Source organism: Nonomuraea sp. NPDC059023, from assembly GCF_042740095.1.
In the GTDB taxonomy this organism is placed as follows: Bacteria; Actinomycetota; Actinomycetes; order Streptosporangiales; family Streptosporangiaceae; genus Nonomuraea.
Genome location: NZ_JBHYIO010000003.1, coordinates 130,477 through 145,725, shown reverse-complemented (window position 1 = coordinate 145,725; position 15,249 = coordinate 130,477). Strand labels below are relative to the sequence as shown.

The window sequence follows — 15,249 nt, the reverse complement described above, 5'->3', positions numbered from 1 at the left end:
AGGAAAGCGACCCACGACCCCGGAGGAAGACATGACCAGCCCCGCCCTGGACAGCATGCTGCTGGCCAGCACCGACCCGGTCCGGCTCAGCGACTGGTACGCCGCGGCGCTGGAGCCGGCCGAGACGGCCGACCTCGGCGACTACCGCTACCTGCGCTTCGGCACGTTCGGCGTGCTCTTCGACCGGCGCGCCGACGTGAGCGGCAAGAACCCCGAGCCCGCCAGGATGATCCTCAACTTCCAGGTGGACAATGCGAGAGAGGTCACCGCCCGCATGGAGGGCCTCGGGGTGACCTGGCTGGCTCCGCTGGAGGACCGCGACGGCAGCCTGTTCGCCACCGCGATCGACCCCGACGGCAACTACGTCCAGATCATCCAGCTCAGCCCCGAGCACCGCGCGGAAATGGAGGCGAAGTGATGTTCGGCCAGACCAAGGCGTTCAGCGGATTCTCCGTCGACGACGTGCCCAAGGCCAAGGCGTTCTACGAGGGCGTGCTCGGCCTGCGGGTCTCGGAGGAGAACGGGATGCTCACCCTGCACATCGCCGGTGATCGTGACATCCTCGTCTATCCCAAGGGCGAGGCGCACGAGCCCGCCGGCTACACCATCCTGAACTTCCCCGTCGACGACATCGACAAAGCCGTCGAGCAGCTCGGCGATCGCGGCGTGGAGTTCGCCCGCTACCCGGGTTTCGAGCAGGAGGCCAACGGCGTCATGCGGGCCGGCGGGCCGCCGATCGCGTGGTTCACCGACCCGGCCGGCAACGTGCTGTCGGTCATCCAGATCTGACCAGCTCCAGCAGGCCGCCGGTGGGCACCGTGATCTGGTGCGTGCCGGCGGCCTCGAACGCGTGCGCGCCCCGGCCCACGACCTCGCCGCGGCAGTCGTAGACGGTGGCGCGGGCCGTACCGGCGAGGGCGGAGGTGAGCAGGACGGCGGTGTCGTCGTCGGCGTTGGCCAGCCACAGCGTGCCCGACGAGGGCGCCGCGACCGGCACCGGCGCGTAGCGCGCGGCGATCACCACGCCGTCGCCCCGCGCGGTGACCAGCGGATACTGCAGGTCGGGCCGCGACGGCCGCAGCCGTCCACGCTGCAGCACCTCGGCGTGCTCCTTCACGAACGCCAGCCAGAAGCGCAGCGCCGCCGTCTGCGCGGCGCTCTGCGCGGTGAGGTCCACGGAGATCTGCGGCACCGCGAACAACACGTTGATCAGCTGCACGGCGACGCGCTCGGCGCTCTCCGCCGGGTGCCACATCATCATGTCCGCGTGTACGGCCAGCGGCCCCGCGACCAGGCGCAGGTCGATCGTGCGCTGGCGGTTGTGCAGCGCGCTGAGCGGGCAGTCGGAGGCGCGCACCATCGCGGCCTGCCCCCAGAGCCCCGGGCTGACGTACGGCTGCCGCAGCTCGATCGGCGCGCCCGCGGGCAGGCGCGCGCCCAGCTCGGCCAGCAGGAGGCGCACGCCCTCGTTGACGGTGGCGCAGTCGGCCTCGGGGCCGGGCTCCGGCGGGTCCTCGACGGCGAACTGGTCGATGAAGTCGATCTTGAGCCCGTCCATGCCCCACTCCTCGACGGCGCGGGCGAGGTTGTCGGTGAGCAGGTCGCGGATGTGGGGGTAGCGGGGGTCGACGACGACGGCGTTCATGTGGGGCTTGTAGGTGAGGCTGTAGTCCTGGACCTGGTCCCAGAGCGGGGTGTGGCGGCCGACGAAGGGGAGCGCGTACCAGAGCAGGTAGGCGAGGCCGTGGGCACGGACCTTGGCGACGTGTCCGGACATGTCGGGGAATGCGGTGGGGGAGGGGAGCCACTCGCCCACGTAGCCGTAGCCCCGGCCCCGGTCGTCGCTGTGCCAGCCGTCGTCCACGATGATCGCCTCGCAGCCCAGGGCGGCGGCCGCCGCCGCCTGGCGTTCCACGCTTTCGGCGCTCACGTGCTGCTGCATGGCGTACCAGGTGGAGTAGGCGGGCATCCGCGCGGCGCGCGGCACCTCCCGCGCGCCGCGCCCGGCCGACCACCAGGCGGCGACGCCGGCCAGCGTGTCGGCGAAGTGCCGGCCGCTGAGGTCGAGCCGCAGCACGAGGCCGGCCCCCGGGGCGGCCCGGTGCTCGGCCCAGAAGCCGAAGTCACCCGTCTCCTCGACCACGCCGGTGCGGATCAGCACCGGCCGCACGACCTCGGCCACCGCGTACGTGCACACCGACACGTCGCCCGCCCCGATCAGCGCGCCCACCGGCGCGCCCTTCTCCAGCGAGGTCTGACGCGGGCGGCGCCAGAACGGCGGCAGGCCCCGGTGCTCGCCGCTGTCGGGCACCCAGAACGCGGTCACGTCCACGCACGGCACCCGCCACGCCACGCGCACCGCCGCCGGCGCCCCGGGTGTCACCCGCACCTCCACCACGCCGTCGCCGGTGGGCACGACCTCCCACGCCAGCTCGACGGGCGCGCCGGCGGCGTCCGCCGCCACCGCGCTCGCCTGGGCCACCAGGCCGCCGAGGCCCAGGGGGATCTCCACCACGCCCGAGGCCGCGGCGGTGTCGTGGGGCTGCCAGATGGTCGCGGTCACTCATCTCTCCTGGAGGGTGAAGAGGGTCTGGATGGCCACCGCGGCGGCGCCGCGGGCCCACTGCTCGAACGGCGAGGGCCGCAGGATCAGGCGGCAGTCGGCCGCCGCGCCGAAGGCCTGCTGGGTGAAGGCCGTGCGGAGCTGGTCCTCGAACAGCTCGTAGGCGGCCAGGCCCGGCATGTCGCCGCTGACGATGATGCGCTCTGGGCCGATGAGGTTGGCCATGGCCGCCATCGCCCGTCCGATCGCCTCGCCCGCGCGGGCGAAGACCGCCATGGCGGCCGGTGAGCCCGAGCGCGCCGCGGCCATGGCGCCGTCGAGCGTCAGCGTGTCGTCGCCCAGCGCCGCGCGGGCCGCCGCGACGACGGCCGGAGTGCCCGCGATGGCCTCCACGCAGCCGTGACCGCCGCAGTGGCACGGAGGGCTGTCGCCGCCGACCGGCACGTGCCCGATCTCGCCGGCCACGCCGCGCGCCCCGGCCACCAGGCGATCGTCCACGACGACCGCGCAGCCGATGCCGAGCCCGACCGTGACCAGCGCGAACGACGAGGCGCCCACGCCTTCGCCGAACCAGTGCTCTGCCACGGTGAGCGCCTTGACGTCGTTCTCCACGGTGACGGTCAGGCCGGTCGCGGCCCCGGCCAGCTCGCCGAGCGGCACCTCGTGCCAGCGCAGGAAGGGGGAGTAGCGCACCAGCCCGGTGTTCTTGTCGACGTCGCCGGAGATGGCCAGGCCGAGGGAGTGGCAGCGCTCGCGGTAGCCGGGCGCGCGGCCGAGCAGTTCGTCGGCGAGCGCTTTGAGCTCCGTCACCACGTGCTCGGGCGTGCGCGCGGTCAGCGGCCGGTGGGCCTCCTCGACGACCTGGGCGCGCAGGTCGGTGACGACGCCGATGAGGTCGTCGTCGGTGATCTTCACCCCGACGAAGAACTCCCGGTCGGGGTGGATGGCCAGGGGGCTGGCCGGGCGGCCCGCGCCGGGGCCGGTACGCTCGGTGGCCGCCATCTCGAAGAGATATCCCGCGTCGATGAACGGCCTGGCCGCCTTGGTGACGGCCGCCGACGACAGGCCGGTGCGCCTGGCGATCTCCACGCGGGAGACCGGACCCTGCGTCAGGACCATGGTGAAGACGGTGGCGGAGGCCGGGCTCGTGATCGTCGCCGCCCGCCCGCGCGAGGGATCCAGCATGGCCGCATAGTAGCAGTAATTAACTTCGTCAAGAATTGAATTCGCGAGAGGCCGTGCCTAGGCTCCAGATCATGAGCCTCATCGCTTTCGATCCCGCGCGACGCCGCTGGTCGCTCACCACTCCACGCACCAGCTACGTCATCGGGCTCACCGACGACGACGTGCCCGCCTGCCTGCACTGGGGGCCGAGGCTCACACCCGAGCAGGCCGCCGGGCTGCCCGGGGCCGTGCCGTTCAGGGCCAGCAGTTTCGACGAGTCCGGCGTGGCCGAGGAACTCCTCACCGAGGCCGGCGCCCGCTACGGCGCTGCCTCCCTGCAGATCCGCTTCGCCAACGGCGACACCGGCGTCGAGTGGCAGCACACCGGGCACGAGATCGAGGACGGCCACCTGACGATCCTGATGCGCGACCGCGCCCACCCGGTGGAGGTGGCGCTGCACTACCGCGTGCGCGCGGGCTGCGACGTCGTCGAGCGCTGGACGGAGATCCGCTCGGAGGAGCCCGTCACGCTGCTGCGCTGCGACTCGGCCGCCTGGAACCTGCCCCCGCTGCCCGGATACCGGCTCAGCCACGCCAGCGGCGGATGGGCCGCCGAGAACTCCGTGCGCCGCGTGGAGCTGCCCGTCGGCGAGACCGTGCTGACCAGCCGGCGCGGCATCACCAGCCACCAGGCCAACCCCTGGGTCATGGTGGACGCCGGCGAGGCGGGCGAGGAGCACGGCGAGGTCTGGAGCGCCGCCCTGGCCTGGAGCGGGAGCTGGCGCGTCACGCTCGGCCGGACCCCTTCCGGGCGCACCGGCTGGACCGGCGGGTTCGGCCACGAAGGGGTGTCCTGGCAGGGGACCGCGTGGAGCACGCCGGTCTTCGCCGGGCTCTACTCCGACGGCGGGTTCGGGGGCGCCAGCCGTACCTGGCATCGGTATGTCAACGAGCACGTCCGTCCGGCCGCCGGCGAGCTGCGGCCCCTGCTCTACAACTCGTGGGAGGCCGTCGGCTTCCACGTCGGCGAGGAGAGCCAGAAGCGCATGGCGGCGCTGGCCGCCCGGGTCGGCGCGGAGGTGTTCGTCATGGACGACGCCTGGTTCGGCGGGCGCACCAGCGACCGGGCCGGGCTCGGCGACTGGTGGCCCAATCCCGAACGTTTCCCGCACGGGCTGACGCCGCTCGTCGAGGAGGTTCACCGGCTCGGCATGAAGTTCGGGCTGTGGGTGGAGCCCGAGATGGTCAACCCCGACAGCGACCTCTACCGCGAGCACCCCGACTGGGTCGTGCACATGCCGGGACGGCCGCGCACCGAGCTGCGCCACCAGCTCCTGCTCGACTTCTCCCGCCCCGAGGTGGCCGACTGGGCGCACAAGTGGCTGCACCGGCTGGTCAGCGAGCACGCCATCGACTTCCTCAAGTGGGACTGCAACCGCACCTTCACCCAGGCCGGCCCGGGCGACCTGCTGGTCGGCCACGTGCGGGCCGTCTACTCCATCCTCGACCGGCTGCGCGCCGACCATCCGCACCTGCGCGTGGAGGCCTGCTCGGGCGGCGGCGGGCGTACCGACCTCGGCATCATGGCCCGCACCGACCAGGTCTGGACCTCCGACAACACCGACGCCGCCGACCGCCTGTCCATCCAGCACGGCTTCACCCAGATCTACCCGGCCGGCGCCATGGCCGCCTGGGTCACCGACAGCCCCAACCCGATCACCGGCCGGCGCGTGCCGCTCGCCTTCCGCTTCCACGTGGCCATGGCCGGCGTGCTCGGACTCGGCGGCGACCTGCCGAACTGGAGCGAGCGGGAGCTCGACGAGGCCGCCGAGCTGGTCGCCGTCTACAAGGACATCCGCCCGGTCGTCCAGCACGGCGAGCTGCACCGGCTGCGCGAGGCCGTGCAGTACACGCTCGGCGACCGGGTCGTCGTGCTCGCCTTCAGGCGCCGCGGCGCGTTCGGCGCGCCCGGCGTGCCCCTGCGCCTTTCCGGGCTCGACCCCGACGCCCGCTACCGCGACGAGGACACCGGCGCCGTCCACCACGGCGTGCTGCTGACCTCACGCGGCCTGCTGCCCCCCTTCCCCAGCGACGACTACGCCAGCGCCCTCATCCGCCTGCGCAAGGAGCAGCCTTGACCCGCCGCTACGCCATCGTCGGACTCGGACACCGCGCCGGGATGTACGTCAACGCCCTGAGGGGCGACTGGAGCCACACGGGCGACCTGGTCGCCTTCTGCGACACCAACGCCTCCCGCATGGCCTCCTACGGCGCCGACGTGCCCGCCTACCGGGACTTCGGCCAGATGCTCGACCGGGCGCGCCCCGACGTCGTCATCGTCACCAGCCCCGACCGCACCCACCACGTCTACGCCGTCGCCGCCCTGGAGCGCGGCTGCGCCGTCATCGTCGAGAAGCCCCTCGCCACCACGGCCGAGGGCTGCCGGGCCATCGCCAAGGCCGCCGGCGACGTGACGATCACCTTCAACTACCGCTACTCGCCGCGCAACTCCGCGGTCAAGCGCCTGCTCGCCGAGGGCGCCATCGGCGAGGTCACCTCCGTGCACTTCGAATGGCTGCTCGACACCATGCACGGCGCCGACTACTTCCGCCGCTGGCACCGCGACAAGGCCAACTCCGGCGGCCTGCTCGTGCACAAGTCCGGCCACCACTTCGACCTGGTCAACTGGTGGCTGGCCGCCGATCCGCGGACCGTCTACGCGCAAGGCGACCTGCGCTTCTACGGCCCCGCCAACGCTCCCGGCCCGCGCCCGCCCCGCAGCCGGGACTCCGGCCTCATCGGCGCCGACCGCTTCTCCATCGACCTCGCCGCCGACCCCCGCCTCGAAACCCTCTACCTCCAGGCCGAGCACGAGGACGGCTACCACCGCGACCAGGACGTCTTCGCCCCCGGCGTCACCATCGAGGACAACATGGCGGTGCTCGTCCGCTACGACTCCCGGGCGCTGCTGACCTACTCGCTGCACGCGCACGCGCCCTGGGAGGGCTACCGGGTCGCGCTCAACGGCACGCTCGGCCGGATCGAACTCGACGTCGTCGAACGCGAATGGGCCGACCCGGACTCGGCCGCCAAGCTCGGCAAGGGCGCCAGACGGCTCACCGAGGGCCGGGTACGCGGCGAGCGCCTCGTCCTGCAGCGCCACTGGGAACCCGCCGAGGAGATCGAGATCCCGACCGGCTCCGGCGGGCACGGCGGCGGCGACCGGCTCCTGCTCGACGACCTGTTCGGCACCCCGGCCCCCGACCCGCTCGGCCGCCGCGCCGACTACACCGACGGCATCCGCGCCGCCGGAATCGGCATCGCGGCCAACACGTCCATCGAGACGGGCCTGCCGGTGCGGGTCTGAGTCGCATGGACCGCGTCACGCTGACGCCCGCGGCCACCGCCGTCTTCGCCACCGTGCTCACCCGCGGGCCGATCTCCAGGACCGAGGTGTCGCGGGTCACGGGATTGTCGACGGCGGCCGTCACCAAGGTGGTCAGGCCCATCCTGGCCGCCGGATACCTGGACGAACTGCCCGTCGGGCCGGCCTTGGCCGGGTCGGGGCGGCCGGCGGCGCCGCTGGCCGTACGGGCCGATCGGGAGTTCTTCGCCGGGGTGTGGCTGCGGGCGGGGGAACTGGTCGTGGTGCTGGCGGACCTGCGGGCCGGGGTGCGGGCGGCGCACCGGGTTCCCCTGCCCGGCGCGGACGTGGCCGCCGCGGTCGCCGCCATCGCCCGTGCCGTCGCCGTCGTGGGCGCGCCCGGCGCCCTGGTGCGGCGGGTGGGGGTGGCGGTGCCGGGGGAGGTGGACCGGCGCTCCGGCACGGTGCGGCGCGGGCCGTACCCGGGCTGGCGCGACGTGCCGCTCGCGGCGCTCGTGCGCGAGGCGACCGGCCTGCCGGCCACCGTCGAGAACGACGTGAGGGCGCTGACCGTCGCCGAGCAGTGGTTCGGGGAGGGAGCGGGCACCCGCTCGTTCGCGCTGGTGACGGTGGGCGAGGGGGTCGGCTGCGGGCTCGTGGTCAACGGCACGCTGGTCGAGGGAGGGTACGGCGTGGCCGGCGAGATCGGCCACGTCCCGGTGGACGACGCCGGCCCGCGCTGCCACTGCGGCGGCCGGGGCTGCGTCCAGGCGATCGCCGCCGAGCCCGCCGTCGTGGCCCGGATCCGCGCCGCGACCGGTCGGGCCGCCCTGGACCTGCCCGGCGCCATCGCCCTGGCTCAGGCGGGCGAGCGGGCGGCGCTGGAGTCGTTCGCCGCGGCCGGACGGGCGGTGGGGCGGGGCATCGCGGCCATGGTCAACATGTTCGGGCCCGAGAAGGTCGTGGTCACCGGGGACAGCGTGGGCGTACTGGAGAGGGATCTGCGCGCCGCCTACGGTCCGCAGGCGTTCGGCGCGGCGGGCGGCTGCCCGCTGATCGTCGAGCCGCTGCCCCCCGAGTCGTGGGCGCGCGCCGCGGCGGCGGTCACGATCATGGCCCTCATCGGCCTGGGCCCCGGTTAGCTCAACCGGCTGATGGTCACGGCGGCGGCGGTGCGGGCGGCCTGCCAGACCTCCTCCAGCGAGTCGCCCCGGTCCATGGCCGCCATCACAGTCAGCTTGGCCGCCCCCACCAGCGAGCCGACGATCGTGGCCGCCTCCAGGAGGTCGAGCTCGTCCGCGTAGGCCTCGTGCAGCGCCTTGGCCAGCCGCAGCTGGCTGTCGAACAGCAGGTGCAGCGCCTTGGCCTGCAGGGCGGGCACGCTCATGATCAGGTGGGCCCGCTCGGGGCTCAGGTCGAGCGCGAGGTCCTCCTTGGCGGTCCAGTTCAGGCTGGTCTCGGTCACCCGCAGCAGAAGCTCGCCGATCGGCTCGCCGGGGCGGCGCTGCCTGACCATGTCGAGCACGGTCTCCAGCCGCAGGCCGCCGTCATGGAAGAGCACGTCTTCCTTGCTGTCGAAGTAGCTGAAGAACGTGCGTGTCGACACGTCGGCCGCCGCGGCGATCTCGGCCAGCGTGGTCTCCTCGTAGCCCTTCTCGGCGAAGAGCCGGAGCGCAGCCTCGATCAGCGCGTGCCTGGTGCGCACCTTCTTGCGCTCGCGTAGCCCCGTCATGGCGAAACTCTACACTGCCTTATGATTTGCATCCATTGAAAAATTACATCAATTGAGGTTTTCTGGACTCATGACAACCTTTCCCATGCGGCGGCAGCGGCCGCTCGACCCGCCCGACGAGTTCGGCGTCCTGCGCGAGCAGGGTTCCGTGCACCGCATGACCTACCCGGACGGCCACGAGGGCTGGCTCGTCACCGGATACGGCGCCGCCCGCGCCATCCTCGCCGACAACCGTTTCAGCAACCGCATGGAGCTCCAGCACCAGGCCATCCCGTCGCGAGCGGCGATCGCGGAGAAGTTCAAGAAGCAGATGCCGGACAGCAAGCCGCAGCCGGGGATGTTCCTGCGGATGGACCCGCCCGACCACACCCGCTTCCGCAAGCTGCTGACCGGCCAGTTCACGGTCCGGCGGATGAAGGGGCTGGAGCCGCGGATCGCCGAGATCACCGAGGAGCGGCTCGACGCCATGACGGCGCCGGCCGACCTGGTCAAGGACTTCGCGCTGCCGATTCCGTCGCTGGTCATCTGCGAGCTGCTCGGCGTGCCGTATGAGGACAGGGAGACCTTCCAGCGCGACTCGGCCACGCTGCTGTCGTTCGACGGCGAGGCCGACGCGCTGATCGCCGCCTACCAGGATCTGGCCGGCTACCTGTACGGGCTCATCGCGAAGAAGCGCGCCCAGCCCGACGAGGCGCTGCTCAGCGGGCTGCTCGACCTGGAGGACGACGAACTGCTCGGCGTGGCGTTCCTGCTGCTCATCGCCGGCCACGAGACCACCGCGAACATGCTCGGCCTCGGCACCTACGCCCTGCTCACCAACCCCGTCCAGCTCGCGCTCATGCGCGACGACCCGTCGGCGGTGGACAACGGGGTCGAGGAACTGCTCCGCTACCTCACGATCATCCACGCCGGCCCGATCAGGGCGGCGCTGGAGGACGTCGAGATCGAGGGCCACCGGATCAAGGCGGGGGAGTCGGTCACGATCTCGCTGTCCTCGGCCAACCGCGACCCCGCCCACTTCGAGGCGCCCGACCGGCTCGACCTCACCCGCGCCACCGCCGGCCACCTGACCTTCGGGCACGGCATCCACCAGTGCCTCGGCCAGCAACTGGCCAGGATCGAGATGCGCATCGCCTTCCCCGCGCTGCTGCGGCGCTTCCCCGGGCTACGGCTGGCGTGCGCGCCCTCGGAGGTGCCGATGCGCTCGGACATGGCCATCTATGGTGTGCACCGCCTCCCCGTGACCTGGTAGAGAGGTAGGTATGGAGATCAAAGCGGACACGGACGTCTGCATCGGAGCCGGCATGTGCGCGCTGACCGCGCCCGAGGTGTTCGACCAGAGCGAGGAGGAGGGCACCGTCGTGGTGCTCGTCTCACCCGTTCCGGAAGGGCAGGAGGCTCTGGTACGGCGGGCCGTACAGCAGTGCCCTTCGGGCGCGATCAGCGTCTGAGCACGAGTCAGGAAGCGGCGTTCACGGCGACGGCGCGGTCCAGGGCGGGCGGGGAGACGGGGCCCTTCGCGAGGAAAGCGCGGAAGGCCTCGTAGTCCCGGCTGCCGCGGACCGCGTCGGTGTACCCGGCGAAGGCGCTGTAACCGTCGGCGCCGATCAGGGTGTAGGCCAGGGTGGCGAGTCGGTAGCCGCGGGCCGGGTCGAGCGGCTTGCCGTCGATGAGCACGTTCTCGACGCGCTCGCCGACCGGCTTGCTCACGTCATACGAGAAGCGGACATTTCCTGATACGGCCAGCGGGGCGAAGCGCACTGTCCCGTTGGGCTGCGTCTGCCACTGCTGCTCAAGCGCCTGGTCGATCTGGCTGCCCTTGACGGTCGCGGTGACCACCGGGTTGGCGTAGCCCCAGGTGTTCCACGCCTCGCCGAACAGCACCTTGCCGTCACCGTCGGCCGGATCCGCGCCCTTGGCGAAGCGCAGGTCGCCGCGCAACGAGTTCGAGCCCTTCACCGGCGCCACCGCCACCATGGCCAGGTCGGCGTCGGCACTGTCGGCGCGCTCGGCGTCGGCGAGCACGTTGCCGAGCGTGCTCTCGCCGTCGGCGTCGCGGGTCCTGGTCAGGTCGCCGGTGATCGTACCGACCTGGCGGGCGGAGACGCCCTTCTCGGCGGCAACCCAGTGGTCGACCAGCTTGACCATCGCCGGGTCGGCGGGGACGTCCCTGGTGACCGGGTGGTTCGTGGAGACCGTGGCCGAGCGGATCACCTCGCGGGTGCGGCGGTCGATCTTCAGGTTGATCTCGTTGATCAGCTTGCCGTGGAAGGCGGCCTCGACGACCGGGCGCGGGTTGCCCTCCGGGTCGGGGATCGAGCAGTTGAACGGCGCGTGCCAGTGGCCCGTCACGATCGCGTCGATCTCGGCGGAGGCCTGCCGGGCGAAGTCGATGACCGGGCCGGTGGGGTTGGCGTTGCACCTGTCGTAGACGTCGCCGGCCGTACCGCCCTCGTGGACGTTGGCCACGATCGCCTCGACGCCGCGCCGCTTGAGCTCGGCCACGTACTTGTCGGCCGTCTCCACCAGCGGCAGGTTGTCCAGCGACGGCTGGAACGAGGTCGAGCCGTCCACCGTCGTCGTGGTCGTCAGGTTGATGAACCCGACCGGCACGCCCTGGAAGTACTTGATCACATAGGGCTTGAGCACCGGCCGCGTGCTGCCCTTGCGCGTCACGTTGGCCGCGGAGAAGTCGAAGCGCGCGCCGCGGAAACGGCGCCCGTCGGAGTCGGTGAAACAGCTGTCCAGGCCGCGCTGCCCGAAGCACTTGCCACGGCCCATGTGGTCGCGCAGGAACTCCAGCGAGATGTCCAGCTCATGGTTGCCCACGGCCGAGAAGTCCACGCCGATCTTGTTCAGGAACTCGATCGTCGGCTCGTCGGCCAGCCTGGCCACCTCCGGCGGCCAGCCGCTGAAGCTGTCTCCCGTGGTGAAGGTGACGGTGTTGCGCCTGCCCTGGCGCAGGTTGTTCAGATGCGTCGCGATGTACGGCGCGCCGCCCACCACGATGGTGTTGCCCTGGGCGTCCTTGATGGTGCCGTTGCCGGCGTCGGCGTGGGGACGGATGTAGCCGTGGAAATCCGTGAGGGACAGCAACTGCACGTCGACGGACCTGCGGCCGGAGGCCGAGTCCGTCGTAGGGGGTTCGGCGGCCCGCGTATCGGCGAAGGCTTGGGTCCCGCTGAGGAAGGCTATGGCCGCGGCGATGACCGCGCCTCGAAGGGGGAATCGCACGCAATGCTCCTATTGTCGGTAATTGCGTGCCAGATCCTCCGGGTCTCACCCCTACGTCCGGTAAAGCGTTCCCCAACCCCGGGCAAACGATCACCAACGGTTGTTGCTCCCGAAGATCCACCCTTGGCGCGGTGCTTCGCTCGGGCGTTCGTGGCCGGCCGGCTCGCGGGTGACGTGCTTAGAAGGTTGTGGCGCGGCTCTTCTTCGCCGTGCGCAGTGCAGTTCTTCGACCCTGTGGGGTGAACCCCTGAAGGGCGGATCCCGCCTCGTGGTTGGGCTGTGGGCCGGAAAGAGCACGATCCCCCAGTGTGACCGCCTCCGCCGGTCGCTGATCGAACCCGTGTTCGCAGAATCGGTTGACATCCAAGGTGATCGAAATTATGTTCGATGCTGGACGCGGGGCTCGCGGCTCGCGTCTGCAGGTCCTGGTCGCGGGCGAACCGCCTCCCCCATGGCGGAGGTCCGCGATCAGGGTCCACGGGCGAAGGGCGTGTCCTCGTCGTCGGCGGAGACGAGTGGGCGCGTCCCGGCCGGACGGGGTGAGGGGAAGCTCCTCGTCCGGCCGCCCGGCGGAAATGTCGGTGGGCTCTGAAATTGTTAGCACCACCGGTGGAAACGCCGGCAGCCCCCATAACCCCAAGGAGGCGCGCAAGATGTCCCGACGGCAGACAGACAACACCGGCCCCCGGCTGTCGCCCGCGGTGCGGGCACACCTGGCGGATGCACGTGCCTGCCTGGCTGAGGCGATGACGGCCCGCACCCCGGCGACACGATATGTGGCGGCCCACATGGCGGCGCTGAGAGCGTCCGCCGCGATCCTGGCCGCCCACCCGAGGCCGATGGAGGGCCGCAGACGCCGCCTGCGCAGCGCCTGGGAGCTCCTGCCCGAAGCCGAACCCGACCTTGCCCCGTGGGCCGCCTACTTCGCGCAGAGCGCCGCCAAGCGCGCCGCTGCCGAGGCGGGCGTGGTCCGCGGCATCACCTCGGCCGACGCCGACGAACTCCTGGCCGAGGCCGAGACGTTCGTCACCACGGCCGAGTCCCTCCTGGGCGTCCCCGCCCAGCCCCAACTCCCCATGGACATCCCCCTCGCCGGCTAGCACGAGCCACCACGGCATGGCCTTCCCCCATGCCGGCTCCCACTACCGGCGAGGGGGCACCCCCCAACCACCACCCCAGCGCGCCCCGGTCCGCCCCGGGCGCCCACACCTGCCCCAGGCGACAATCCCCGGCTAAGCGGATCGCCTGACCAACGAGCCACCCACCGCCCACCCAAGCCGCCCAGGACAACAGCGCCCCGCGCAGGGCGGCAGTCGCATGCCCAGAGGCACCAGCGACCACCCTCATCACCTGCGACCCTGCCCAACGACAGCGCACCACCCGGCGGCGACAGCACGCCATCCGGCACCGTCTGCCCGCTGGCCACAGCGCATCATCCGGCACCTGGCGCCTGGCGGCGACCGCCCGCCATCAGGAGGCGTAGCCTGCCCGGTGACGGCACACCATCGGGCAGGCGACGCCGCGCTGGGCATGCGGTGACGGTTGGCGGATGTGGCCGAAGCCTGGTGTGCCGGGCAGGGCTCGGTGGTTTCGCTGTGGGCCGATCTGGCCTGGGGTGAGCATCTTCATGCCTGGTCGGTGCGGTCACCGATGTCGTTGACCGCACCGGCCGCAGCGTCCGGGACGGGCCGCCACGGCCGGGCCGGGTCTATCGTCGCCGGATGAACGATCGACTCACCGGCGCGATCCGACTGCCGGACGGGGGCTGGGTGCGTGGGCGCGGGCTGCGTAACCCCGCACCCGAGGGGCCGGACCCCGGCTACGGCCTCTATCTCGGCACCTCCAAGCTGCGACGCAAGCACGAACACACCTGGCCACACGACTGGATCGACTGGCCGGACTTCCTGCTGCCACGCGACACGGGCGAAGCGGTCCGCCTGATCCGAGCCCTGCACGAACGGCTCCAGGCGGGCGAACGTGCCGAGGTCGCCTGTGGGGGCGGAGTGGGCCGCACCGGCACGGTCCTGTCGTGCCTGGCTGTGCTGTCCGGCCTCGCCCCCGCCGACGCGATCGCCTGGACCCGCGCCCACCATCATCCCCGCGCCGTCGAAACCCCCTGGCAGCGTCGGTGGGTGTCGAGGTTTTCATCCGTTACGGCACAGCCGCCCCCACGCCACCCGCCGTCGTGAGCGGGCGCCGATCGTGGGGATCGCTTCTCACGTCGGACGTGGTACCCGCCGCAACGGCGCCCCGTTGACCGGCCAAGCGCACAACCAGCCCAATCACACGGCACCCTCACGACCCAAGTGCCGCCGGCAAGCCTGTGCGCCTCGACCGATGTGGTCCTAAAGTCCCGACCGAGGCCGAGCGCCCTGCCGCCGAGCTTGTGCGCTTCGCCGAGGCGTGCCCTACAGGGTCTGTGGGTCAGGGCGATGTGTCCCTGAGCCTGCGTGTCCGCGAGCGTGCGGGTTCCTGCTGGATGCGACGCCTGAAGAGCCGCTGAGACCCCGCAGGACCACACGGACACCACAAAGGCCCGGGGAAGCGCGAAAGGCGCGCCTGAGGTGTTCAGGCGCGCCCTCCTCACGAACTAGGTCAGAACGACTCGACCGCCCGCCGGGCCTCGGCGTCGAGTACGCCCCAGCTGATCAGTTCCTCGGTCAGCTCACTCGGCGACTTGTCATAGATCACGGCAAGGGAGCGCAGGTCCTCCTGCCGGATCGAGAGCACCTTGCCGTTGTAGTCACCGCGCTGCGACTGGATCGTCGCCGCGTACCGGGCGAGTGCCCCGGCCTTCTCCTTCGGCAGCGTGGCCAGACGCTCGAGGTCGATCACAAGCTTGGGTGTCGGGCCGAGAGGGCTGGGGGCGGCGCCGCCCGGCAGCAGCTCGGACACCGGTACCCCGTAGAAGTCGGCAAGCTCGGCAAGCTTCTGCACCGTGACGGCCCGGTCGCCGCGCTCATAGGAGCCTACGACCACGGCTTTCCAGCGTCCGCGCGACTTCTCCTCGACTCCGTGCAGGGAAAGCCCCTGCTGGGTGCGGATCGCGCGGAGTCGTGCACCCAGCGACTTTGCGTACTCAGACGGCATCGTTGTGGCCCCCCGGCTCGTGTTATGTACTGCTCTCAGTAGATTGTGCGCCTTTGCGACGATTGACCCGGCCACCGGGGGGTCTGGTGCCAAGCTCGGCAC

General features: G+C 71.8%; 14 protein-coding genes. 9 read left to right on the top strand and 5 right to left on the bottom strand.

Features of this window, described 5'->3' with window-relative positions:
- Positions 1 to 31: 31 nt before the first annotated feature.
- Positions 32 to 418, top strand: coding sequence for a VOC family protein (locus ACFWYW_RS06615; RefSeq protein WP_379621405.1), 387 nt, complete (start codon positions 32 to 34; stop codon positions 416 to 418).
- Entirely contained in the window at positions 418 to 789 is a 372-nt protein-coding gene (locus ACFWYW_RS06610) for a VOC family protein (RefSeq protein ID WP_379621403.1), read from the top strand. The genes ACFWYW_RS06615 and ACFWYW_RS06610 overlap by 1 nt, the downstream gene beginning before the upstream one ends.
- On the opposite strand, the gene ACFWYW_RS06605 is transcribed toward ACFWYW_RS06610, so the two are convergent.
- Both ACFWYW_RS06605 and ACFWYW_RS06600 read right to left on the bottom strand, forming a co-directional pair.
- Positions 776 to 2,563 (bottom strand): glycoside hydrolase family 36 protein, encoded by a 1,788-nt coding sequence (locus tag ACFWYW_RS06605; RefSeq protein ID WP_379640922.1) that lies wholly within the window; start codon positions 2,561 to 2,563, stop codon positions 776 to 778. The genes ACFWYW_RS06610 and ACFWYW_RS06605 overlap by 14 nt on opposite strands.
- Positions 2,564 to 3,748 (bottom strand): ROK family protein, encoded by a 1,185-nt coding sequence (locus tag ACFWYW_RS06600; RefSeq protein WP_379621399.1) that lies wholly within the window; start codon positions 3,746 to 3,748, stop codon positions 2,564 to 2,566.
- Positions 3,749 to 3,819: 71 nt separating this feature from the next.
- On the opposite strand from ACFWYW_RS06600, the gene ACFWYW_RS06595 reads away from it, so the two are divergent.
- The 3 genes from ACFWYW_RS06595 to ACFWYW_RS06585 are packed head-to-tail and all read left to right on the top strand — an operon-like array spanning position 3,820 to position 8,233.
- Positions 3,820 to 5,865 carry an alpha-galactosidase gene (locus ACFWYW_RS06595; RefSeq protein ID WP_379621397.1) on the top strand — a complete coding sequence of 682 codons (2,046 nt, stop codon included), beginning with the start codon at positions 3,820 to 3,822 and terminating at the stop codon, positions 5,863 to 5,865.
- Positions 5,862 to 7,094, top strand: coding sequence for a Gfo/Idh/MocA family protein (locus tag ACFWYW_RS06590; protein WP_379621395.1), 1,233 nt, complete (start codon positions 5,862 to 5,864; stop codon positions 7,092 to 7,094). Before ACFWYW_RS06595 ends, ACFWYW_RS06590 begins: the two co-directional genes overlap by 4 nt.
- Positions 7,095 to 7,099: 5 nt before the next feature.
- A complete protein-coding gene (locus ACFWYW_RS06585) occupies positions 7,100 to 8,233 on the top strand; it encodes an ROK family protein (RefSeq protein WP_379621393.1) in 1,134 nt (377 codons plus the stop codon).
- On the opposite strand, the gene ACFWYW_RS06580 is transcribed toward ACFWYW_RS06585, so the two are convergent.
- Positions 8,230 to 8,823: a TetR/AcrR family transcriptional regulator gene (locus ACFWYW_RS06580; RefSeq protein ID WP_379621391.1), complete on the bottom strand. Its 594-nt coding sequence runs from the start codon at positions 8,821 to 8,823 to the stop codon at positions 8,230 to 8,232. The two genes, ACFWYW_RS06585 and ACFWYW_RS06580, sit on opposite strands and share 4 nt — an antisense overlap.
- A gap of 70 nt (positions 8,824 to 8,893) precedes the next feature.
- Here ACFWYW_RS06580 and ACFWYW_RS06575 point away from each other — a divergent pair, with 70 nt between their 5' ends.
- Both ACFWYW_RS06575 and ACFWYW_RS06570 read left to right on the top strand, forming a co-directional pair.
- On the top strand, positions 8,894 to 10,075 hold the full coding sequence (locus tag ACFWYW_RS06575) for a cytochrome P450 (RefSeq protein WP_379621389.1): 1,182 nt from the start codon (positions 8,894 to 8,896) through the stop codon (positions 10,073 to 10,075).
- Positions 10,076 to 10,085: 10 nt separating this feature from the next.
- Positions 10,086 to 10,274, top strand: a complete 189-nt coding sequence (locus ACFWYW_RS06570) for a ferredoxin (protein ID WP_184960620.1) — start codon at positions 10,086 to 10,088, stop codon at positions 10,272 to 10,274.
- 7 nt (positions 10,275 to 10,281) lie between these two features.
- Here ACFWYW_RS06570 and ACFWYW_RS06565 read toward each other — a convergent pair whose 3' ends face one another.
- Positions 10,282 to 12,057 carry a bifunctional metallophosphatase/5'-nucleotidase gene (locus ACFWYW_RS06565; RefSeq protein ID WP_379621387.1) on the bottom strand — a complete coding sequence of 592 codons (1,776 nt, stop codon included), beginning with the start codon at positions 12,055 to 12,057 and terminating at the stop codon, positions 10,282 to 10,284.
- Positions 12,058 to 12,710: 653 nt separating this feature from the next.
- On the opposite strand from ACFWYW_RS06565, the gene ACFWYW_RS06560 reads away from it, so the two are divergent.
- On the top strand, positions 12,711 to 13,157 hold the full coding sequence (locus ACFWYW_RS06560) for an SAV_6107 family HEPN domain-containing protein (RefSeq protein WP_379621385.1): 447 nt from the start codon (positions 12,711 to 12,713) through the stop codon (positions 13,155 to 13,157).
- A gap of 621 nt (positions 13,158 to 13,778) precedes the next feature.
- Positions 13,779 to 14,246: a protein-tyrosine phosphatase family protein gene (locus ACFWYW_RS06555; RefSeq protein ID WP_379621383.1), complete on the top strand. Its 468-nt coding sequence runs from the start codon at positions 13,779 to 13,781 to the stop codon at positions 14,244 to 14,246.
- Between the two features lie 406 nt (positions 14,247 to 14,652).
- Here ACFWYW_RS06555 and ACFWYW_RS06550 read toward each other — a convergent pair whose 3' ends face one another.
- On the bottom strand, positions 14,653 to 15,147 hold the full coding sequence (locus tag ACFWYW_RS06550) for a transcriptional regulator (protein ID WP_026214021.1): 495 nt from the start codon (positions 15,145 to 15,147) through the stop codon (positions 14,653 to 14,655).
- Between the last annotated feature and the right edge of the window lie 102 nt (positions 15,148 to 15,249).